Source organism: Trinickia caryophylli (assembly GCF_034424545.1).
GTDB classification, from domain to species: Bacteria; Pseudomonadota; Gammaproteobacteria; order Burkholderiales; family Burkholderiaceae; genus Trinickia; species Trinickia caryophylli.
Map to the genome: position 1 here is coordinate 2,745,966 of NZ_CP139970.1, position 20,222 is coordinate 2,766,187.

The window sequence follows — 20,222 nt, forward strand, 5'->3', positions numbered from 1 at the left end:
CGCGCGCAGATGGCATGCGCGGATGGCATCTGACAAGGCATGCCATCCGCGGCCCTTCATCGATGCATTACTGCTGCATGAACTTGAGCCAGCGTGCCTTCGCCTGGACGCCTGCTTCGGACGCCCACCATTCCTCGGACATCAGAGCCTGCTTGTTTGCATTCTCGGGCGAACTGGGCAACTCGCTCGCGCGCTTCGCCGAGATCTTCCCGGTCTTGTACGCGGCCGGGTTGCCCGGCCCGTAGTCGATATAGGTGGGCAAATTCGCCTGAAGATCGGGCGACACTGCCATATCGACGAACCGTACGGCGTTTGCGAGATTCGGTGCGTTCTTGAGAATGCACAGTTGCGTGTTCTGAAGAATGCCGTCGTTATAGGTGAACGCGATATCCGGATTGTCCTTTGCGACCGCGCTCGCGCGACCGTTCCAGATCATTTCCATATCCACTTCGCCGTCGTGCAGCAACTGCGCGGACTGGCCGCCCGACGTCCACCACACGGCTATGTCAGGCTTTATTTGCGCGAGCTTTCTGAACGCACGATCGACGTCGAGCGGATAGAGCTTGTTGCGCGGCACGCCGTCGGCGAGCAGCGCGGCCTCCAGTACAGTCTGCGGATCGTTGCGCAGCGCGCGCGTGCCCGGGAAGCCCTTTACGTTCCAGAAGTCCGCCCAGCTTTGCGGAACCTTCTTCACGGTCTTCTTGTTGTAGCCGATCACCGTGGAGTAGAACTCGTACGCGACCGAGTAGGGGGTGCGGTACTTTTCGGGGACCGCCGCAGCGTTCGGCATCTTCGAGAAGTCGAGCTTCTCGAGCAGCCCCTCGCGCCCCCCGCGCAGGCAGTTCGACGTAGGGGTGTCGACCACATCCCAAATCGGCTTGCCCGTTGTGCCTTGAGCCTTGATTTGCGGCCATGCGTCGGGAATGCTGTCTTGCTTGATTGCGATGCCGAGTTGTTTGGCGGCCGGGTCGAGAATCGCCTTCGTCTGCGCTTCCTGATACGCCCCGCCTTGCGATACGAACGTTATTTCGCCGGCGGCAAACGCGGGCGCGTAACCGAACGCGAGTGTTATGGCGACCGGGCACAAGCTCTTCAGTTTCATAACGTTGCTTCCTCGACTCGAATGAGAGGTCAATGTTGCCCCAGCGGGAACACGGCCGTATCGGCGCTACCGCGAGGTCGATCGCCCTCGCGGAGTGCTTCGAATATAGTGAGCCAATTTAGCGGGTACAACGCCGAAATTGTTGGAGTCGGCATGACCTGATGTAATGCCGCGTTAACCCCGATGAGGGAGCGGCGATCGGCGGATCTCGCGCCGCCTACTCCATGCGCGACAGGTCTTTGTCCGCGGCAGGCAATGGCTGCGGTGAACGCTTTTCTTCGGGAAGGGCGGGGCGGTCGGCGTCCTGTCTGTACCGGTGCACATCGTGGGTCACGAAGCCCACGTCCCGGCTCGGAATGTCGAACCACTCCGGATGCGCGAACGATCGGCGGATGTCTTCCAGGCCGCTCGCCCAGTGCTCGCGCATCGTCGCTTTGCTGAACTCGTAGTCCTTGTAATGCCCCTCGAACCACTTGTCCTTATAGATCAGGTGTACGACGTTCACCGCGTTGCCGTTGGCCGTTTTCTGAGCCTCTCGCAGCAGCGGGTGCGCAAGCCGCACCTCTTCGGGAATATATTCGAGCAGCGCCTTGATCATCTGGGCGTGCTTCTGGTTTTGCGACATGAAGGCGGTGATGGCGCGCGTACGGCTCGAATACTGGATGTCTTTCATGCGCTCGCTGACATCGAGCAGATCGCTGGGCAGCTTGCCTCGCGCACTCCATAGATCCACCTGAAACACGATCGTGTCTTTGTGCTGGCACTCCCTGATGATTTCCGTCAGTGGCGTATTGGACACCAGTCCGCCATCCCAGTAGAACTCGCCGTCGATCTCGACCGCCGGGAAACCGGGCGGCAATGCGCCGGATGCAATGAAATGTTCCGGAGCGAGCCGCATCGCGGCATTGTCGAAGTAGACGAGATTGCCGGTTCGCACGTTGACCGCGCCCACGGATACGCGGATCCTGCCGTCGTTGATGCGATCGAAGTCGGCGTACTGGAGCAGCGTCTCGCGTAACGCCGCGGTGTCGTAATAGCTCAACTGATCGGGGCGTTTCTTGAGGTGCGCGCCGAACGGCGCATGCAAGCGCGGCAAGAAGAAGCCCGCCTGTCCCTCCAGCAGTGTGCGCGTAGCCGCCCATGCGCCCGACCACTTGCGCCCGAAGTGTTCGAGCCCGGGCCAGGCGGGCATGCGTGCGCCCAGGTGCGCGAGAAAATCCGCCGGCTGGCTGATCGTGTTCCAGAAGCCGCGCAGGGCCGCAACCCGATCCTCCGGCGCGTTGCCGGCGATGATGGCGGTGTTCAGCGCACCGATGGAAATGCCCGAGATCGTGGTCGGCTCGATGCCCGCTTCGGCGAGCCCTTCATATACGCCGGCTTGATACGAGCCGAGCGCACCGCCGCCTTGGAGCACGAGACCGATTTCGTCGTAAGGCGGCAGATTGAGGGGAGGGGCGGCCTGCAGCTTGTTGCGCTGACTAGCGGACATACCGGCCTCCTTGCTGCATGAACCGGCCCGCGAGCGCGGGGATTCCCGCTGGCGGGGCCTCCTCCGGTGCCCGCGAGGCGCTGGGCAGTGTGCGGACGGATCCGGAGCATATGACTTTCGCGCGCACGAGGGCAGCCTTGTCGTTCAGTGTCATGCTTGCTCCGGATTGCTCATTGATTGACTGCGAGTTTGATCGGCGGCGCGGCAGAGAGGTAATCGTACGCCACTTCGCCTATGTCGAGCGTCAGATGTGTCATGAGGTGCCGTGCGCCGATCACTTTGCGCACGGGCAGCCCGGCCACCGGCGCGAGCGCGTGGGGCTTCAATTCGAGGGCTGCGGGACCTTCCCAGGCGCCGATCACTTCGACGTCGCGCAGAAAGAAGCGCACGAGCTCGCAAACGCGCGCGGAGCCGTCGACGTGCGGAATGATCTTGAGCAGGTAGTTCGGTGTTTCGGCGAGCTTGCGGCACTCCGCGGCGGCATCGACCGACTGGTACTTATAGCCCATCGTGCCCGTGGCGATACGCTGGCTGCCGTAATCGAGCGTGCCCAGCAACGTGTCCTTGCCGTCGACGAATAGCCGTGGCGAGGCGAGCTTTTTCGGAAACCCCCAGATCTCGCGGCCGCCGGCAATCGGGCCTTCGTCATCGAGGTACATGGAATGCGTGAAATTCGCGCGGTTGCCGTGCGGATCCAGTACCGAGATGACCTGACCGCTTTCCGTATAGTCGCCGAAGCCCGACGAATCGGGCATGCGAATAAACTCATAATGCACGATGGCGTTATCGACCGTCAGCGGCGCGGGAACGACAGCGCGAATCGCCTCGATATCCGATTCGTAGGAAATGATGAAGTATTCGCGATTGACGAAACGGAAAGGCGGGCGTGGATACGCCGGATTGGCGAAAGGCATCGCGAATGCGTTTTGGCGGATATCGTCTTCGGTCACGGTTCGGTTCTCCGTAGGCGGGCAAAGTAAGGCGCGGCTAAAGCGCGTGCGCAGCGACGCATGACCGGGGTTCGAATCACATTGTGAGACGCGCCGCTTTTCGGGCGGGAACGTTTGCGTGGCCATCGTCGGAACACATCGTAAGCGCGGCGCACGACGATAGTGACGCCAGGAAGCGACTTACTGTGTTGTTGCGTTAGCAACAATCGGGATCGGCGCCGCACGGAGGCGGCGATGGTCGCCGGCTATTCCACTTCGCCGCTATCGGTATCGCCGCTGCTGGCCGCGTGCTCGTGATTCATGGCAGCGGCGGCGAGCGCGGTCGCATTCGCGGGCGCCGCTTCCTTGCGTTCGCTATAACGATCGGTCAGATAATCGCTGCGATCGCGCACGAGCAGCGTGAACTTGTAGAGTTCCTCCATCACGTCGACGAGGCGGTCATAGTAGGACGACGGTTTCATTCGACCGTTGGCGTCGAATTCCTGGTACGCCTTGGCGACCGACGACTGGTTCGGGATGGTGACCATTCGCATCCACCGCCCGAGCACACGCAGCGCGTTGACCGCATTGAACGATTGGGAGCCGCCGCACACTTGCATGACGGCGAGCGTGCGGCCCTGCGTTGGTCGAATCCCGCCTATCTCGAGCGGCAGCCAGTCGATCTGGTTCTTGAACACGGCCGTCAGTGTGCCGTGACGCTCGGGACTGCACCATACCTGGCCTTCCGACCATTGCGAGAGCTGGCGCAGTTCGACGACTTTCGCATGATTCGCGGGAACGCTGTCGCACATGGGCAGGCCATGCGGATCGAACACACGCGTCTCGGCGCCGAAATGCCGCAGGATCCGTTCGGCTTCGAGCACGAGCAGCCGGCTGTACGACGTCTCGCGCAGCGAGCCGTAGAGCAGCGCAATGCGAGGCGGATGCGTGCTGATGCGCGCGGGCTCGAGCTTCCGAATATCGGGCTTATCGAGCACCGCCGGCACGACATGGGGGAGATCCGTGCTCACTTGATCCTCCGCCCTTGTGCGTCGATGACGGCTTCGCCGTCTTCCTTCGCGAACGGGCCCGATTGCGGCGAGGGCAGAATGTCGAGCACGGTCTCGGACGGGCGGCATAGCCGTGCTCCAAGCTCCGTCACGACAAACGGGCGGTTGATGAGGATGGGATGCGCGAGCATGGCGTCGAGCAACTGTGCGTCAGTGAGCGCCGGGTCGCCGAGCCCGAGTTCGGCGAACGGCGTTCCTTTTTCGCGGATGGCCTGCCTGACCGTCAGGCCCGCATCGCGGATCATCTGCTGCAATGCCTGTTTGCTCGGGGGCGTTTTCAGGTACTCGACGACGATCGGCTCGATGCCTGCATTGCGGATCATCGCGAGCGTATTGCGCGACGTACCGCATGCCGGGTTGTGATAGATGGTGACGGACATGACGGTTCCTCAGTGTGATTCGTACCAGCGCCGCGAACGATTGACCACGGCCACGACGAACAGCATCACGGGCACCTCGATCAGCACGCCGACGACGGTGGCCAATGCCGCGCCGGATCGAAAGCCGAAGAGGCTGATGGCGGTGGCCACGGCCAGCTCGAAGAAGTTGCTCGCGCCGATCAGTGCCGAAGGGCCGGCCACGCAATGGGCCACGCCGAGGCGGCGGTTCAGGGCGTAAGCCAGCCCCGCGTTCAGAAGCACCTGGATCAGAATTGGCGTGGCAAGCAGCGCGATGACGAGGGGCTGCTCGACGATTGCTTTGCCCTGGAATCCGAACAGCAGCACGAGCGTGGCGAGCAGTGCCGTGATCGAGCACGGGCCCAACGCGGCCACGGCGCGCCGGTACGTCGCTTCGCCGCGTGCGAGCAGGATCCGCCGGGCGGCCTGCGCAATGGCGACCGGGATGACGATGTAAAGCACGACCGAGGTGACCAGGGTGGCCCACGGCACGGAAATCGAGGACAGCCCGAGAAGCAGACCGACGACCGGCGCGAAGGCCACGACCATGATCGTATCGTTGAGCGCCACCTGCGACAGCGTGAAATACGGATCGCCCTTGCACAACTGCGACCAGACGAAAACCATGGCGGTACACGGCGCGGCGGCCAGCAGAATCAATCCGGCCACGTAGCTGTCGAGTTGATCGGCCGGCAGCCACCTCGCAAAGAGATGGCGCACGAACAGCCAGCCGAGCAGCGCCATCGAGAACGGCTTGATCAGCCAGTTCACGAAGAGGGTGACGCCGATGCCGCGCCACTGAGCGGCCACCTGCCCCATGGCGCCGAAGTCGATCTTGATCAGCATCGGCACGATCATGATCCAGATCAGCACGCCGACGGGAAGGTTCACTTGTGCCACTTCCATGGCGCCGACGGTGAGGAACAGCCCGGGCAGCCATTGGCCGAGCAGGATTCCCGCAACGATGCAAAGGGTTACCCAGACGGTCAGATAGCGCTCGAAGAAGCCGATGGCGCTGTCTTGCGTTTCAGCCGCGCGGTGCTGCATCGAACTCATGGTCGTGCTCCCGCATGAGGGAAGGTTTGGTCGGGCATGTCGAATTCAAAGCGAGCGAGTCATCAGCACGGCGGACGCGGGACACAACGACGAGAACTCGGTCGAGGCCCGAATGGCTGCTGGCGCGGTTTCGCGCGGGATTGCCCGGTAGCCGTGACGGGCGAAGAACGCCGATGCCGTGGTGGTCAGCAGGTAGAGCTGGCTCATACCCGTGCGGCGCGCGTGCGCGTGCAGGGCCTCGAGCAACTGCGCACCGATACCGCGGTTGCGATGGTCGGGCGAGACGACGAAAGAGCGAACGAGGCCGACTTCACCGACATGCTGGAGGCCGATGCATCCGGCCAGCCGGCTTTCGACCGGGTCTTCGGCAACGAAAAAGCGCAACTCGACCGGCGGCTCGGGCAGGCAATCGGCTACGGGAAGGCCATCGCGCTCGAGCAGCGAGACGATTGCTTCGTAATCTCCAGAATGGCCGGGACGGATCGCATTCATCTCGCCTCGCTGAATGGGTGGCTGCGTGGATGAGCAACGTTTTTCACGATGGCTCAGGACGGTGCGGCAACGGAACATCGGGACACGGGCGAACAGGGATTGCCGCCGCAGCAGTTTTCGGTCAAGTAGCCGAGCAATGCGTTCATGGTTTCGAACTGCGCCATGTAAATGATCGAGCGGCCTTGCTGACGGCTGACGAGCAGACCGGCGCGGTGCAGTTCCTTCAAATGGAACGACAGCGACGAGGCCGGCGTCTCCATCAATTCGGCGATGCGGCCGGCGGGCAGGCCTTCCGGGCCCGCCTGCACGAGCAGACGAAACACAGCGAGGCGAATGCCGTGGGCGAGGGCGGCCAGTGCTTCGAGCGCATTTTCTGTTTCCATTATTCAAATATAGTCGAATAATGGAAATCGAGCAACGGGCGGATGCGGGCGGGGGCGCGCAATGGGCGTCGCCCGCCCGCATCGCCTAATGCAGGTGCCGCAGCTTGTCGGGATTGCGCACGACGTAAATGGCGGCGACCTTGCCCTCCTCGATCTCGAGCGCGGTCGTTTGCAATTCGCCGTCCGCCTCCAGCGTGACGAAGCCGGGCAGCCCGTTGATGAATGCCGCCCGCACGAACGTCGAGCCGTTTTGCCTGAGGACGGCCGATAGCCTGGCATGCAGTTTCATCACTTCGTCGAAGCCGAACACCGGCTCGGCAAGCGCCGGCCGCTTGCCGCCGCCATCCGCATGCAGGCTGACGTCGGCGGCGAGCATTGCGCCGAGCCCGCTCATGTCGCCGCTGCGAGACGCCGCAAAAAACGCTTTCGCGAGCTCGAGCCCGCGCGCTTTCTCGATGCGAAAGCGCGGACGCGATTCGCGCACGTGAGTGCGTGCCCGCACCGCCAACTGGCGGCATGCGGCGGGGTCGCGCTGGATCGTTGCGGCCACTTCGTCGAAATCGAGCCCGAATACGTCGTGCAGCAAAAACGCGGCACGCTCGAGCGGAGACAGGCGTTCGAGCGCGAGCATCAGCGGCAGCGTGACGTCTTCCTGCTCGTTGTCCTCGACGACGGGCTCGGGCAGCCAGGGGCCCAGATAGGTTTCGCGCTGATGACGTGCGGACTTGAGTTCGTCGAGGCACATCCGCATGACCATGCGCCGAAGGAACGCTTCGGGCACTCGCACTTCGCCGCGATCGAGGCTCATCCAGCGCAGGAACGCGTCCTGCACGATATCTTCGGCGCTTGCGACCGAGCCGAGCATCCGGTACGCGACGCGGATCAGCTTGGGCCGCAGCGGGCCGAAGCTCGCCGCGGCATCCGCTATTTCCGGCCCCGTCATTACGCGGCCACCGGGGCAGCCGTTGCCTTGGCCTCCTCCGGCTCGACCCAAAGGTGAAAACCGACGGCAAGGCGATTCCAGCCGTTGATGACGTTGATCATCAGCGTGAGCTTCACCTGCTCCTCCTCGGTAAAGTGTTGTCCGAGCGCGGCGCGCGGGCCATCGAGCGGCGCGCCTTCGCACAGCCGCGTGAGCGCGTCGGTCCAACCCAGGGCCGCGCGTTCGCGGTCGGTAAAGCAAGGCGCCTCGCGCCACGCCGAGAGCAGGTAGATCCGCTGCTCGGTCTCGCCGTTCTGGCGAGCTTCGGCCGTGTGCATGTTAATGCAGTTCGCGCACCCGTTGATCTGCGAGGCGCGGATTTTCACGAGCGCAACGAGGCTTGCCTCGAGGCTCGCGGCCGCGGCGAGCGACGTGCTCATCCAGGACTTCATCAGCGAGGGGGCGGTGGCGAACAGGTCGAGTCTGGCAGTCATGGTTCATCTCCTTTCGAATGGATTGCACTGACAAGACGAGTTGCCGACGCCGAGCGTGACATCCGAAACGACAATTTCGATCGGTGCACCGAAAGTGCCCCGGGAGGCGCGGGTTCCGGCAGCGATCGGCTGCCGTATAGACCTCGAAAGTCCGTGTAGCCGTCATCCGGACGCAGGCCGACTTATGCGGGGAAGAAACGAGACCGACGCGATACCTGCAACCCGGCCCTGGCGCACGGCATGCCGCGCCTGGGGCCGACGATGGCGAGGCTCGCTAGCGCGCGGCAGCAGGTGCCCTTTCCTCGAGCGCGATCGCCGCACAGGCGCCGAGCATGCAGCAGAGGATCGCGTTCCACGCCATCGACATGGGCGTCGCGGTCCATTTCATCAGCGCGGTGACGATGAACCCTGCCGTGCTCCCGAACAACGCGCTGCCGAGCGCATAGGCGGCTCCGTAGCCGCAGGCTCGCAACTCGCGTGGCAGCGCCTCGAGTACGAGAACCGTCGCGGCACAACTGCCGAGCGCGCTCAATGCGGTGATGAGGCCGATGCTCGCGAACAACCAGGCGGTTGGGTCCGCGCCCGGCATCCAACGAAAGAGCGCATAAACGCCGAGGGCGGCACCGGCGATCGACGCGAGGAGCAGGGGCTTGCGCCGGGGTAATGCATCGACGGCGAGGCCTGAAAGCGGTCCGAGCACGATCAGCAGCGATCCCGAAAGTGCCGATGCGGCGAGGCTCGTCATCGAGCCGAGCCCTCGAGCCGGCGCGGCAATGTAGGCCGGCATGATATGGACTAACGTGTAAAGCGGCACGGCCGGGAAGCCCATGAGCAGCGCGCCTTTGAATACGGTGCCGCGATGCGCGCGCCACATCGGCGCAAGCGGGTTCGCGACCTGTCCGGGGCTGCCCGGCGTTGGCTGGCGGCGCCCCAGATAGCAGGCCGCGCCGATGAGCGGCAGGCCCGCGGCAAAGGCGGCGCGCCATCCCCATGCGAACAATTGCGCGGGCGTGAGCAGATGGGTCATCAGCAGGCTGAGCGAAGCGCCGAGCAACGGCGCCAGCCCGTTGCCGGCCAGTCGGCAGCCGAGCAGCAGCGCGCGCCGGCGCTGCGGCGCGGCTTCCATCAAGAGCGCGGCGACGGGGCCGCCGACGCCCCCCAGACCGATGCCTTGGAGCAGGCGTGCAACGACGGCGATCGCCGGCGCGGCGAGCCCCACCTGCGCATGGGACGGACTGAGCACGAGCATGGCGGTGCCCGCGGTTGCGAGCCCGCCACCGAGCAGCACGGCGCGTTGTCTGCCGCGACGCTCGGCGTAGGCCCCGACGAAGATGCCGCCGAGCGGCTGGGCGAGCAGACCGGCGCCGAGCGTTGCGGCCACGAGCAGCGGTGCGCTCATTGGGGCGGTAAACGGAAAGAGCCGATCGCCCAGCATGGCGGCGAAGAAGCCGAAGACGATGAAATCGAAGAGCGCAAGACCGTTGACCAGCGAAGCCGCCAGCACGTCCTTCATGAGCGCCGCGTCGAGCCGCCCTTCAGTGGGCGCAGCCGGGGGAGCCTCGAATCGTGTAGCGGAGAGAGGCTGGCCGGCGGCGGTGGAGCGATCGTCGTTCATGGCAATCCAGGGCGCTGACGGGGTTCGATGGTGCGTGAGCGGGCACGATGAATCGGGGGGCGCAAGGAGCAGGGCGCGCGTGATACCCCGGAACGAATGGCGAAACGAATGGCGAAACGTTTCGCGTCGGCCTGTTCCGCGGCTTTCCCTGCTCCAGCGGCGAGTGCGCGTGAGACACACGTGCCGGCCCGGAGTTCGGTATCCTTCGGCTGGCGCCCCCCTGCGACGACTCGCCGCGGGCTGGAGGCGACAGCGGACTACCGCAGACCCCGGCGGACTACAGCGAACGATAGCGAACGATAGCGAACCGTAGCGAACGATAGCGAACCACTTGAAATGACGCTCCTGCAACCCGATGAAGCATTGACCGTAGAGGGCTCGCTGCTTTCCGAGGGCGGGCTCATCGTCGCTTCGTACGACCTCGAGCAGTCGGACGGAGGAGGGGCGGCGGCTGTCGGCTATCGTGGCATCGGTGCTGGCGACGGCGTGCATCGGGGCGTTTTCCCCGCGTTGTCGATCGACTATGCAACGGCGTCCGAGGTGCACGTGATCAATGGCATGGGCGTGACGCTGGGCGATTCGATCATCGGCTTGAGCGCCCTGGCGGCGGTTCGCCGCCGGTATCCGGATCTGCGCATGACGCTGTACCGCCCGGCATGCGCCCCGCGCTACGTCGAAGCGCTCTATGCGCTCGCCGAGGGCCGCATCGCTCACAGGCGTACGTTGCCATGGCCGCTCGCGCGGCTGCGCGCAGGCGATCTTCATATCGACGTCGGCAATCATTTGTTCTGGCCGGCGTTCATGTCGATGCCGATGATCGACTTTTTCCTGGCCGCCCTGGGCGTCGATCCCGCCGGGATCGAGCCGGCCGAGAAGGCCAACCGTTGGCTCGCGGATCTGGCCTTGCCCGCATTGCCGGGCGGCTGGCAGGCACGACCTTATGTACTTTTTTGCCCGACGGCCAGCACGCCGGTGCGCAGCATGCCGCCCGAGCAGCAGAGCGCGTGGGTCGAGCGGCTTGCCGAGCGTTTCTCGCTGCCGGTCCTCGGTTTCGGTCCGCTTGTTCGCGCGCACCCCGCGTACGTCGACGTGCAGGCGCTGTCCCCCGATACCGCGCACTTTCTCGCATGGGTGAAGCATGCGTCCTATCTGCTCACGGTCGACACAGCCGCCGTGCACGTCGCGGCCGGATTCGACGTCCCCACCACGGCGTTCTTCACGACCGTCGCGCCCGAACTTCGAGTGCGCGACTATCCGCACTGCGTGAGCGTGCCGCTGCCGTTGCCGGCGCTGCGCAACGTGCAATCGAGCAGCCGCGCGGCCGACCTCGCGCTCGTGCAGGCGGCCTATCGCGCGCTGACTGTGACCGATGCGATGTTCGGCGACGAGCGAGGTGCCGTGCAACGCGACCCGATCGTTTCCTATCCGGCCTGAGGCGGTACGGTTGGCAGCGCCAGCGCCAGCTTGCGCTTGACGACGAGCGCAAGCGGCACGGTGAAAAAGAAGTGGGACATGAATCCGCCGATGATGACGGCCGGGTCGTAATAGTTCGGGTGATTGTCTCCGGCGATCATGATCGCCCCATGCATGACGATCCACGCGACGACGGCATAAAAGAGCGCGACGAACGTCGCTTCGTAGCCGCGGCGCTGAAAGTAAGGCCAGAGCGCCGCGAAGAGCACGCCCCAGGCGATGGCGAAAAAGAAGTGGATGCCGGTGCCCGCCACATACGCGAAGACCCCGAGCGATTCCTGCGCGTGCTTGCCGAAAACGAGGCCGGTCGCATTGCGGGGGATGCCGGCGAGCGGCAGCAGATGCTGCGCGCCGACCCACACGAGCGCTTCGTAAATCCAGATGACGATGCCGCCTATGAGGCCCGCCTGCGCGCCGATGCGCACGATCGTTCCCGCGCCGGGGGCGGCGGCCGGCATCGATGCGCGCGTGCCGCCGCTGGGCTTGCCGTTCGTGCTGAAATTGCTGTCCACGTTCATTCTCCGCAATCCTTCGATCAAAGGAACCGTTAGCCGATGGGGGCTCGCACGACGACGACGGCAGGCCACCCGGGATACGAAGGTAGGCCCGGCGATCCGGCATGAGAAGGAGCGGGTAAACCAGCGCTACGGCCGGAAGAATGTGCGCGGGGGGCGGGTTCGAGGCCTGGCGGCGCGCCGGATTGGAACGAAGAGCCGCGCGTCGCAAGCATCTACGGGATCCAAAGACGGGTGAGCATGCGTGGCCGGGAGTGTCGATGATACGCCAGTGCGATAAATAAATTAGATCGCTCGACAACGAACCGGAAAGGGCGCACCCGGTGCCAGCCGATGACGCTTGCAGCGCGTTATCACGATCGGTCAAGAGCAAAGCTGAAAACAATCGTTCCATCCGCGGCGCGCGCTTTTTAGACTGATCCCTCCTGTCGCCGCTTCAGGCGGCCCGTTCCGTTCAACCCAGTACGACCTATGTCGAAAGAGTGCGACGCGCATCCCGCGTCGCCGGAGAAGCCATGCCGTTCGATTTCGATTTCCCCCGGCAAGAGCCGGCGCGCCGCCGTTGGTTAAAGACCGCCGTGCTCGGCTCGGCCACGCTCGCGGCCGCAGCCGGCGGCCTGCCGTTCGGCGGCATTGCGCGCGCCGCCGCAGCCGGCGGCAGCGCCCTGCGCATCGGCTATCAGAAGTATGGTTCGCTCGTGCTAGTGAAGGCGCGCGGCACACTCGAGAAACGCCTCGCGGGCGCGGGCGTGACGGTTTCGTGGCTCGAGTTTCCGGCGGGCCCGCAGTTGCTCGAAGGGCTGAACGCGGGCGCAGTCGATTTCGGTACGGTCGGCGAAACGCCGCCGATCTTCGCGCAGGCCGCCGGCGTCGACTTCGTCTATGTCGCCAACGAACCGCCAGCGCCCACGTCCGAGGCGATCGTGGTCGCTCGGGACTCGCCGATCAGGACCGTTGCCGGTCTGCGCGGCAAGCGCGTCGCGCTCAACAAGGGATCGAACGTGCACTACCTGCTCGTGCGGGCGCTGCACCGGGCAGGCCTTGCGTACACCGACATCCGTCCCGTCTATCTTGCCCCCGCCGATGCGAGAGCGGCCTTCACGCAGGGCAGCGTGGACGCATGGGTCATCTGGGATCCGTATTTCGCGGCCATCGAGCGGCAAACCGGGGCGAGGATTCTCGCGGACGGAACGGGGGTGGTCGACAACACGCAGTTCTATCTCGCGTCGCGCCGCTTTGCCGAGACGCAGCCGAAGCTCGTACACGCCGTGATCGACGCGCTGTCCGAGGCGGATGCCTGGGCGCGTGCGTATCCCGCCGAGGTGGCGCGCGAACTCGCGCCGCTCGTCGGGCTCGACGCGGCCACCGTGGAGGTGGCCGCGCGCCGCGCCTCCTACGGCGCGCAGCCCGTCGGCGCGACGGTGCTCGCTTCGCAGCAGGCGATCGCCGACACGTTTGCCGAACTGAAGCTGATCCCGAAGCAGATCGCGGTGAAAGACGCGCAATGGCTCGCTTGAACGGCAAGACGAGCAGGGAATGGAAGAAAAGAGAAAAGGAGCGGCACCATGAAAGTGTTCTGGTTCATCCCGACACACGGCGACACCCGCTATCTCGGCACGTCCGAGGGCGCGCGCGCCGCGACATACGATTACTTCCGGCAGATCGCCGTGGCGGCCGACACGCTCGGCTACGAAGGCGTGCTGCTGCCGACCGGGCGCTCGTGCGAGGACGCCTGGGTCGTGGCCTCGAGCCTCATCGCGGCGACCCGCCAGCTCAAGTTCCTCGTAGCGGTGCGCCCGGGGCTCAGTTCGCCCGCACTCAGCGCACGAATGGCGGCGACGTTCGACCGGCTTTCGGGCGGGCGGCTGTTGATCAACATCGTGACGGGGGGCGATCCGTCGGAGCTGGAAGGTGACGGCATATTCGCCGATCACGATACGCGCTATCGCATCGCCGACGAATTCCTCGCCATCTGGCGGCGCCACTTCACGACGCTCGACGCTGGCGGCACGGTCGACTACGAGGGCGCGCACCTGCGCTCGAAAGGCGGCAAGTTGCTGTTCGGCCCGGTTCAGCGCCCGCATCCGCCGCTGTGGTTCGGCGGATCGTCGCCCGCGGCCCACGCAGTCGCGGCGGAGCACGTCGATACCTATCTGAGCTGGGGCGAGCCGCCCGCCGCCGTCGCGGCGAAGATCGACGACGTGCGTGCGAAGGCACGCGGCAAGGGCCGCGAGCTGAAATTCGGCATCCGCTTGCATGTGATCGTGCGCGAGACGGCCGACGAAGCATGGGCCGACGCCGAGCGGCTCGTGAGCCGCCTCGATGACGAGACGATCGCACGGGCGCAGGCGGCGTTCGGGAGAATGGACTCCGAAGGACAGCGGCGGATGGCGGCGCTGCATGGCGGCCAGCGCCGCTCGCGCGAGGCGCTCGAAATCTATCCGAATCTCTGGGCCGGCGTCGGGCTCGTGCGCGGCGGCGCGGGCACGGCGCTCGTCGGCGATCCGCGTCAAGTGGCCGCGCGCATGACCGAGTATGCGGATCTCGGCATCGACACCTTCATCCTTTCCGGCTATCCGCATCTGGAAGAGGCCTACCGCTTCGCGGAACTCGTTTTTCCGCTGCTGCCCGGGCGGGTGCGCGAGCGCGTCGATGCCTCGCTTTCGGGGCCGTTCGGCGAAATCGTCGGCAACCACTATCTGCCGAACGTTTCGCAAAGCTGATGCGCCGGCTGTACGCCAATCGAAAGGAAAGACGATGACATTGAGAGGACTCCTGATGAAACGCGTCGTGCCATGGATCGTGCCGGTCTCGATGCTGCTGGCGTGGGAGGCCAGTGCGCGAGCGGGCTGGCTCTCCGCGCGCATCCTGCCGGAGCCGCTGGCGGTGGCGCAGGCGGCGTGGGCATTAATGCGCGATGGACAGATGTGGGTCGACGTGAAGATGAGCACGGGGCGGGCGCTGGCCGGTTTCGCTGCGGGGGGCGGCATCGGTTTCGCGCTCGGTCTGGCGACAGGGCTCTTCAGGCCCGTAGAAGCGGCGCTCGATTCGACGGTGCAGATGATCCGCAATATTCCGGCGCTCGCGATGATTCCGCTCGTCATCCTCTGGTTCGGCATCGACGAGGAGGCGAAGCTCTTTCTCGTCGCCTTGGGCGTATTCTTTCCTGTCTACATCAATACCTTTCACGGAATCCGCTCGGTCGACGCGAATCTCGTCGAAATGGCGAAAAGCTATGGCCTTCGCGGCGTCGCGCTCTATCGGCACGTGATCCTGCCCGGCGCCTTGCCGTCGATCCTCGTCGGCGTGCGGTTCGCGCTCGGTTTCATGTGGGTGATGCTGATCGTCGCGGAAACGATTTCGGCGCAATCCGGCATCGGTTACATGACGATGAACGCGCGCGAGTTCATGCAGACGGACGTGGTTGTCGTCGGCATTCTGCTCTACGCGTTGCTCGGCAAGTTTGCGGACCTGTTCGCGCGCTGGCTCGAATGGTGGCTGCTGCCCTGGCATTGCGCCCATGCGCGCGAGGTGCGGCGCGCGGGCGGTGGCCGGCTCGCGCGCTTGCTGCGGCGCGCGGGCGGGCGCCCGCGCACCAGGCTCGGATTGACGGGAGCGAAGGCATGACCACGTTGAACGGCGAGGCAGGGGCGGTGCATCTGCATGCGGTGACCAAGCGCTATGGCGCGCGCGCCGTGCTCGATCGCTTCGAGCTCGGCATCGAGCGGGGCAGCTTCGTGGCCGTGATCGGGCGCAGCGGTTGCGGCAAGTCGACGTTGCTGAGACTCGTGGCTGGGCTCGAGCTGCCCGACGAAGGCGTGCTCGAGGTGGCCGGGCAGGCGGCGGCAGGCGGTGCGCCGCCGCGCACGCGCATCATGTATCAGGAGGCGCGGCTCTTGCCTTGGAAAAACGTACTGGGCAACGTGTTGCTGGGCCTGCCGCGCTCGGCGCGCGCCGATGCCCGGGCGGCATTGGCCGAGGTGGGGCTCGCGGAGCGCGCGCACGACTGGCCGGCGACGCTTTCGGGCGGGCAGCGGCAACGCGTGGCGCTGGCGCGCGCCCTCGTGCACCGGCCCGATTTGCTGCTGCTCGACGAACCGCTCGGGGCCCTCGACGCGTTGACTCGCATCGAGATGCACGCGCTCGTCGAGCGCTTGTGGCGCGAGCACGGCTTCACGGCGATGCTCGTCACTCATGACGTGCACGAAGCCGTCGCGCTCGCGCAGCGGGTCGTGCTCATCGAGAACGGCCACATCGCGCTCGATCGGCGGATCGATCTGCCGAGGCCGCGGGCGCGGGCTACGGCCGCGTTCGCCGAGATCGAGCAAGCCGTGCTCGGGAGGATCCTGCAGCCGGCGGCGCAAGCCGGCTGAGCGGTTTTTCCCCGGACTCAACCCTAATTAATCGAGTACTGAATTAGGACATGATCAGCGATTAATGGCGCCGCTATAATGCCGGTCCGTTGACTCCCTGCTGATCCGATGAGCCGACTCCTTTGCTCGCTGCTGATTTCTTTCGGACTCCTCACGTACGCCGTGGCCGAGGAGAATGATGCAATGGGCGCGCATGCCGGTTCGGCCGCGATCGCGGCGTCCGCTGCGTCGGTGAGCACGGCGGCCGCGAGCCCTATTGCGGCGAGCGACATTGCCGGCGAGCGCGGGGCCGCCCCCGCGCAACGGCACCGGATTTCGGCGCTGCTCGTCGAAAAGTTCGGCCTGGCACGCGCGAAGGCCGAAGAGATCAGCACGGCCGTGATGACCTCGGCCTCGAAGTATTCGCTGCCGCCGGCGCTGGTGCTGGCCATCATCTCGATCGAATCCCGCTTTCACGAAAAAGCACGCGGCGCGAACGGCGCGACGGGCCTCATGCAGGTCGTGCCCGGCGCGCATCGGGGCCTTGTGCGCAATGTCGACTTGACCGAGCCCTCGGCCAACATCGAGGTGGGCTCGGCGATCCTGCGCGGGTATCTCGAATCGGCACGCGGCAACGTGGCCGCGGCGCTGAAGAGTTACGGCGGATCGAGCGCCTATGCGCGCAAGGTGAGCGTGCATGCGCGCGAGTTCGAACTCGGTGTCGGCGCAAGCGATGTAGTCGTTACCCACTGAATTCGCCGGTAGTGTGCTTCCGCTTTTTTTGCAGATCTTGTATCGGAATTGGCCTCTAATACATATGCGGGTGTCGGATGCGGTGGAACGCTCTGCTAGAATGCAACAAGGTTGTATGCCGCGTATCGGCGACACGCCGGTGCCACGGCGCTTTACGCTGATTCCTTCCGCATGCATACGCCTCCAACAAGAAGAAACGATAAGCAAATCGACGTAGGTGGGCCAATTTCGAATACCAGGAACTACGAATGAAATTGCTCCGTCTATTACTGCTTTGTTTCTTGTCGCTCACGCCAGCGGTCTATGCGCAAGCCACGCAATGGACCTATCTGTCGAGCGCGAAGGATCTCTCGTACGCGGTCGATAGCGACAGCATTGCGACGAATCCCGAGGGCTACGTCGAATACGTCGCCAAGACCACCTGGAAGGTGCCCGCGAAGGTTTCGGGGGCGTCCCAGCCGGTTGCCGTTTCCGTCACGCACTACCAGATCGACTGCGACCACAAGCAGTGGCGCGCGCTCGATACGCATTATTTGACCGCGAGCGGCGCATCGGCCGGCGCGGTGCACCCGGCCGATCCCGACTGGAGCGCGATCGGCCCCGGCACGGTCGTCGATCTCATGTTCCGCAAGGTCTGTTGAGCCTGCGCGTATCTCTGCCTGTTCTCGCGGCTTGCACTAATATGTGGGGCGCCGCGTCGCAGTGCGCGTCTTTCCTACGCGGGCGGCATCCACCGACAGGAGAACACGATGCAAGTCATTCGGAAACTCAGCATGGCCGTGCTGTTTTCAGTTATGGCGACCGGTGTGGCCCATGCCGAGCAGGTTGTCTTCAAGGCGAATCTGGAGCCGTCGACCGAGGTGCCGCCGACGACGAGCAAGGGCAGCGGCAAGGTGGACGCCACGCTCGACACCTCGACCAAGCTGTTCAAATGGAAGGTGTCCTATGAAGGGCTGACCGGGCCGGCTACCGCGGCGCACTTCCACGGGCCCGCACCGGTCGGGCAGAACGCCGGGCCGGTCATTCCCGTCAAGGTGCCCGAGGCGCCGTCCGGTTCCGTTTCGGGGGAGCAGACGCTGACCGATGCCCAGGTCAGCGATCTGGAAACGGCCAAGTGGTATTTCAACGTTCATACGGCGAAGAACAAGGGCGGCGAGATTCGCGGCCAACTGATGCCGGGGCACTGACCCGGGCAAGCCCTCCGGCGCGTTGTGCACGCCGGCGGCGCGAACTCGCGCGGCAGCGGCGCGCCGCGCTTTCGAGTCATCCTTCCACTGCCCGAATGGTCGTTGCAGGCGAATCGCACGTACGATCGTGATTCCGTCGCATCGGCACGTCGGAGGGCGTCTGTCATGAGTTGGCAAAGTGCGCTCGTCTGCTGGGTGCTGAAGAGGCAGTTCCGCCCCGAAACGGAAAAACCGCATGTCGACGTAGAGCGCGCGCGCCTGCGCGCCGCCGCACGCGTGTGGGCGCCGAAGGTGCCGGCCGGCTGGCGCCTGCGCGAGTGCTATCGGCCGGAGGATGCGCCGCTGCTCGGAGAATGGCTCGAGCCCATTGGCGAGATGGCAGGTGGGGGGCCGCGCATGACGGTGCTTTATCTGCATGGCGGCGGTTATTACTTCTGCTCGCCGAAATCGCATCGCTCGCTCGTTTTCCAACTGGCCGTGCTCACCGGTGCGCGAACGTTCTCGCTGGCGTACCGGCTTGCGCCGGAACACCCGTTTCCCGCCGCACTCGACGATGCGCTGGCCGCGTACCGGCATCTGATCGCGAGCGGTGCCCCGCCCGGGTCGGTGGTGATTGCGGGCGACTCCGCGGGCGGCGGGCTCGCGCTCGCGACACTCGTCGCGCTGCGCGATGCGGGCGATCCGCTGCCGGCCGCCGCGCTCCTCTTTTCGCCCTGGACCGACCTTGCCGCCACGGGCGCGACGCTCGCCACCAACGACGGCGCCGATCCGATGTTTCGCGGCGCGGCCGTCGCTCGCGCGGCACGGTTTTACGTCGGCGGGGCGGATCCGCGACATCCCTATGTGTCGCCGCTCTACGCCGATTTCACGGGATTGCCCCCGCTCCTGATCGAGGCCGGCGCGAGCGAGGTGCTGCTCGACGATGCGCGGCGCGCAGCCGCGCGGGCGCATGCCGCCGGCGTCGAAGTCGATTTCCGGATCTGGCCGAAGATGCCTCATGTCTGGCAGATCTTCGCGCCGTTCGTGCCGGAGGCGCGCCGCTCGCTCGAACGCGCAGCGGCGTTCGCGCGGCGCCACGCGGGCGCGCGCGGCGCTCGACTCGCTCAATTGCGCAGTGAAAGCTCGATGGCCTCGTAGGCTTGCTTGACGATATCGGAACCGTAGCGACGTTCGAGGCGGCGCACGGTGAAATGCCCGTGCGCGGTTTGCTGGAAATGGTCGATGAACACGGTGTTGACGAGTGCGCCGAGCACCGCGCCGATCGCGGGGATCGATTTCGCTGCCGCCTGCTCGCTGACTTGTGCCGAGAAGCGGGCCGCGATCGCATTCGTCACGCGCAGCAGCGCTGGGGTGCCGTGCGCGGCGGCGCTCTTCGACGCGAATTCGGACGACACCTTCGAGATCGCTTGCGCCAGCGCGCCGCGCGCGACGAAGTAGCCGAAGTCGGCTTCCTCGTCGGTTCGACGCGCGCCGCCGCCGAGCCCGAAGACGGCGAGGCACTGCAGTTGCGTTTCCAGGTCGGACAGGTCTTCGCCCTCGCTGCGCGCGATCTCGCAGATCGAGCGGAACATCAGCGTGGTCGTGACCGGCAGCTCGGCGGGCAAGGCCAGCAGCCCGAATGCGCCGCCGGCGGCCCCGGTCGTGGCGACAGCGAGCTTGTGCCAGACGTCGCGCGACGAGCCGTGCCGCGAAGCCGCCTGGCCGCCCACGCTTGCGAGTGCCGCCTGCAGGCATTTTTCGAGCGCACGCCGCGTAGCGGTCGCGATCGTCTCGTGTGCCACCGCGGGTAGGCGCTCGAGCAGTTTTTCGACCGGTGTTCCGACCGCCCCCGCCAGCTTCATGGCAAGCGGCTCGCGCTCGAGCGATCGCTTGGCCAGCGCGAGTGCGCTCAGGTCGTCGGCGTCCAGGCGGCCGGCGGCAGTGGGAATGGGTTTCATCGTCCGCCTTCGATTCGGTTGCCCGGCATCCGGGTTGACCCTATGCTATCATCCA

22 protein-coding genes are annotated in these 20,222 nt (G+C 65.4%); 9 read left to right on the forward strand and 13 right to left on the reverse strand.

Annotation, left to right across the window (positions count from 1 at the left end; translation table 11 throughout):
• Nucleotides 1-67 precede the first annotated feature (67 nt).
• From U0034_RS12365 to U0034_RS12415, 11 genes are all read right to left on the reverse strand, one after another.
• Nucleotides 68-1,102 carry an ABC transporter substrate-binding protein gene (locus U0034_RS12365; RefSeq protein ID WP_085227894.1) on the reverse strand — a complete coding sequence of 345 codons (1,035 nt, stop codon included), beginning with the start codon at nt 1,100-1,102 and terminating at the stop codon, nt 68-70.
• Between the two features lie 217 nt (nt 1,103-1,319).
• Complete coding sequence (locus tag U0034_RS12370) at nt 1,320-2,591, reverse strand: DUF3734 domain-containing protein (RefSeq protein ID WP_085227895.1); 1,272 nt, start codon at nt 2,589-2,591, stop codon at nt 1,320-1,322.
• A 170-nt stretch (nt 2,592-2,761) separates the two neighbouring features.
• Nucleotides 2,762-3,541, reverse strand: a complete 780-nt coding sequence (locus U0034_RS12375) for an acetoacetate decarboxylase (protein ID WP_176072591.1) — start codon at nt 3,539-3,541, stop codon at nt 2,762-2,764.
• A gap of 245 nt (nt 3,542-3,786) precedes the next feature.
• Nucleotides 3,787-4,551, reverse strand: a complete 765-nt coding sequence (gene arsH / locus U0034_RS12380; RefSeq protein ID WP_085227897.1) for an arsenical resistance protein ArsH — start codon at nt 4,549-4,551, stop codon at nt 3,787-3,789.
• Complete coding sequence (gene arsC, locus U0034_RS12385) at nt 4,548-4,970, reverse strand: arsenate reductase (glutaredoxin) (protein ID WP_085227898.1); 423 nt, start codon at nt 4,968-4,970, stop codon at nt 4,548-4,550. Before arsC ends, arsH begins: the two co-directional genes overlap by 4 nt.
• Nucleotides 4,971-4,979: 9 nt before the next feature.
• Nucleotides 4,980-6,044, reverse strand: coding sequence for an ACR3 family arsenite efflux transporter (arsB, locus tag U0034_RS12390; protein WP_085227899.1), 1,065 nt, complete (start codon nt 6,042-6,044; stop codon nt 4,980-4,982).
• A gap of 45 nt (nt 6,045-6,089) precedes the next feature.
• Nucleotides 6,090-6,536, reverse strand: coding sequence for an arsenic resistance N-acetyltransferase ArsN2 (gene arsN2 / locus U0034_RS12395; RefSeq protein WP_158243525.1), 447 nt, complete (start codon nt 6,534-6,536; stop codon nt 6,090-6,092).
• 53 nt (nt 6,537-6,589) lie between these two features.
• The gene (locus U0034_RS12400; protein WP_085227901.1) at nt 6,590-6,919 is read right to left on the reverse strand and encodes an ArsR/SmtB family transcription factor; all 330 of its coding nucleotides are present in this window, start codon (nt 6,917-6,919) and stop codon (nt 6,590-6,592) included.
• Nucleotides 6,920-7,004: 85 nt separating this feature from the next.
• Entirely contained in the window at nt 7,005-7,862 is an 858-nt protein-coding gene (locus U0034_RS12405) for a sigma-70 family RNA polymerase sigma factor (protein ID WP_085227902.1), read from the reverse strand.
• Nucleotides 7,862-8,335, reverse strand: a complete 474-nt coding sequence (locus tag U0034_RS12410; RefSeq protein WP_085227903.1) for a carboxymuconolactone decarboxylase family protein — start codon at nt 8,333-8,335, stop codon at nt 7,862-7,864. Before U0034_RS12410 ends, U0034_RS12405 begins: the two co-directional genes overlap by 1 nt.
• Nucleotides 8,336-8,609: 274 nt before the next feature.
• Nucleotides 8,610-9,950: an MFS transporter gene (locus U0034_RS12415; protein WP_085227904.1), complete on the reverse strand. Its 1,341-nt coding sequence runs from the start codon at nt 9,948-9,950 to the stop codon at nt 8,610-8,612.
• 336 nt (nt 9,951-10,286) lie between these two features.
• Between U0034_RS12415 and U0034_RS12420 the strand changes: the two genes are divergently transcribed.
• Nucleotides 10,287-11,384 (forward strand): glycosyltransferase family 9 protein, encoded by a 1,098-nt coding sequence (locus U0034_RS12420; RefSeq protein WP_085227905.1) that lies wholly within the window; start codon nt 10,287-10,289, stop codon nt 11,382-11,384.
• On the opposite strand, the gene U0034_RS12425 is transcribed toward U0034_RS12420, so the two are convergent.
• Nucleotides 11,372-11,881: a hypothetical protein gene (locus tag U0034_RS12425; protein ID WP_085228109.1), complete on the reverse strand. Its 510-nt coding sequence runs from the start codon at nt 11,879-11,881 to the stop codon at nt 11,372-11,374. The two genes, U0034_RS12420 and U0034_RS12425, sit on opposite strands and share 13 nt — an antisense overlap.
• Nucleotides 11,882-12,453: 572 nt before the next feature.
• Between U0034_RS12425 and U0034_RS12430 the strand changes: the two genes are divergently transcribed.
• The 8 genes from U0034_RS12430 (at nt 12,454) to U0034_RS12465 (ending at nt 19,367) form a co-directional block, all read left to right on the forward strand.
• On the forward strand, nt 12,454-13,455 hold the full coding sequence (locus U0034_RS12430) for a sulfonate ABC transporter substrate-binding protein (protein ID WP_085227906.1): 1,002 nt from the start codon (nt 12,454-12,456) through the stop codon (nt 13,453-13,455).
• Nucleotides 13,456-13,503: 48 nt separating this feature from the next.
• Entirely contained in the window at nt 13,504-14,661 is a 1,158-nt protein-coding gene (gene ssuD / locus U0034_RS12435) for an FMNH2-dependent alkanesulfonate monooxygenase (RefSeq protein ID WP_085227907.1), read from the forward strand.
• Between the two features lie 34 nt (nt 14,662-14,695).
• Nucleotides 14,696-15,565, forward strand: coding sequence for an aliphatic sulfonate ABC transporter permease SsuC (ssuC, locus tag U0034_RS12440; protein ID WP_085227908.1), 870 nt, complete (start codon nt 14,696-14,698; stop codon nt 15,563-15,565).
• Complete coding sequence (locus tag U0034_RS12445) at nt 15,451-16,311, forward strand: ATP-binding cassette domain-containing protein (protein WP_386092275.1); 861 nt, start codon at nt 15,451-15,453, stop codon at nt 16,309-16,311. Before ssuC ends, U0034_RS12445 begins: the two co-directional genes overlap by 115 nt.
• Before the next feature lie 255 nt (nt 16,312-16,566).
• The gene (locus U0034_RS12450; RefSeq protein ID WP_386092272.1) at nt 16,567-17,043 is read left to right on the forward strand and encodes a transglycosylase SLT domain-containing protein; all 477 of its coding nucleotides are present in this window, start codon (nt 16,567-16,569) and stop codon (nt 17,041-17,043) included.
• Nucleotides 17,044-17,291: 248 nt separating this feature from the next.
• Entirely contained in the window at nt 17,292-17,684 is a 393-nt protein-coding gene (locus U0034_RS12455) for a surface-adhesin E family protein (RefSeq protein ID WP_085227911.1), read from the forward strand.
• A 108-nt stretch (nt 17,685-17,792) separates the two neighbouring features.
• Complete coding sequence (locus U0034_RS12460; protein ID WP_085227912.1) at nt 17,793-18,230, forward strand: CHRD domain-containing protein; 438 nt, start codon at nt 17,793-17,795, stop codon at nt 18,228-18,230.
• 165 nt (nt 18,231-18,395) lie between these two features.
• A complete protein-coding gene (locus tag U0034_RS12465; RefSeq protein WP_085227913.1) occupies nt 18,396-19,367 on the forward strand; it encodes an alpha/beta hydrolase in 972 nt (323 codons plus the stop codon).
• Here U0034_RS12465 and U0034_RS12470 read toward each other — a convergent pair.
• Entirely contained in the window at nt 19,334-20,167 is an 834-nt protein-coding gene (locus U0034_RS12470) for an EcsC family protein (RefSeq protein WP_085227914.1), read from the reverse strand. The genes U0034_RS12465 and U0034_RS12470 overlap by 34 nt on opposite strands.
• Nucleotides 20,168-20,222 lie beyond the last annotated feature (55 nt).

Excerpts from the sequence above, each read along its gene's own strand:
- U0034_RS12365 (WP_085227894.1), bottom strand. The coding sequence starts at position 1,102 with ATGAAACTGAAGAGCTTGTGCCCGGTCGCCATAACACTCGCGTTCGGT.
- U0034_RS12370 (WP_085227895.1), bottom strand. The coding sequence starts at position 2,591 with ATGTCCGCTAGTCAGCGCAACAAGCTGCAGGCCGCCCCTCCCCTCAAT.
- arsC (WP_085227898.1), bottom strand. The coding sequence starts at position 4,970 with ATGTCCGTCACCATCTATCACAACCCGGCATGCGGTACGTCGCGCAAT.
- arsB (WP_085227899.1), bottom strand. The coding sequence starts at position 6,044 with ATGAGTTCGATGCAGCACCGCGCGGCTGAAACGCAAGACAGCGCCATC.
- arsN2 (WP_158243525.1), bottom strand. The coding sequence starts at position 6,536 with ATGAATGCGATCCGTCCCGGCCATTCTGGAGATTACGAAGCAATCGTC.
- U0034_RS12400 (WP_085227901.1), bottom strand. The coding sequence starts at position 6,919 with ATGGAAACAGAAAATGCGCTCGAAGCACTGGCCGCCCTCGCCCACGGC.
- U0034_RS12405 (WP_085227902.1), bottom strand. The coding sequence starts at position 7,862 with ATGACGGGGCCGGAAATAGCGGATGCCGCGGCGAGCTTCGGCCCGCTG.
- U0034_RS12410 (WP_085227903.1), bottom strand. The coding sequence starts at position 8,335 with ATGACTGCCAGACTCGACCTGTTCGCCACCGCCCCCTCGCTGATGAAG.
- U0034_RS12415 (WP_085227904.1), bottom strand. The coding sequence starts at position 9,950 with ATGAACGACGATCGCTCCACCGCCGCCGGCCAGCCTCTCTCCGCTACA.
- U0034_RS12420 (WP_085227905.1), top strand. The coding sequence starts at position 10,287 with ATGACGCTCCTGCAACCCGATGAAGCATTGACCGTAGAGGGCTCGCTG.
- U0034_RS12425 (WP_085228109.1), bottom strand. The coding sequence starts at position 11,881 with ATGCCGGCCGCCGCCCCCGGCGCGGGAACGATCGTGCGCATCGGCGCG.
- U0034_RS12430 (WP_085227906.1), top strand. The coding sequence starts at position 12,454 with ATGCCGTTCGATTTCGATTTCCCCCGGCAAGAGCCGGCGCGCCGCCGT.
- ssuD (WP_085227907.1), top strand. The coding sequence starts at position 13,504 with ATGAAAGTGTTCTGGTTCATCCCGACACACGGCGACACCCGCTATCTC.
- ssuC (WP_085227908.1), top strand. The coding sequence starts at position 14,696 with ATGACATTGAGAGGACTCCTGATGAAACGCGTCGTGCCATGGATCGTG.
- U0034_RS12455 (WP_085227911.1), top strand. The coding sequence starts at position 17,292 with ATGAAATTGCTCCGTCTATTACTGCTTTGTTTCTTGTCGCTCACGCCA.
- U0034_RS12460 (WP_085227912.1), top strand. The coding sequence starts at position 17,793 with ATGCAAGTCATTCGGAAACTCAGCATGGCCGTGCTGTTTTCAGTTATG.
- U0034_RS12465 (WP_085227913.1), top strand. The coding sequence starts at position 18,396 with ATGAGTTGGCAAAGTGCGCTCGTCTGCTGGGTGCTGAAGAGGCAGTTC.
- U0034_RS12470 (WP_085227914.1), bottom strand. The coding sequence starts at position 20,167 with ATGAAACCCATTCCCACTGCCGCCGGCCGCCTGGACGCCGACGACCTG.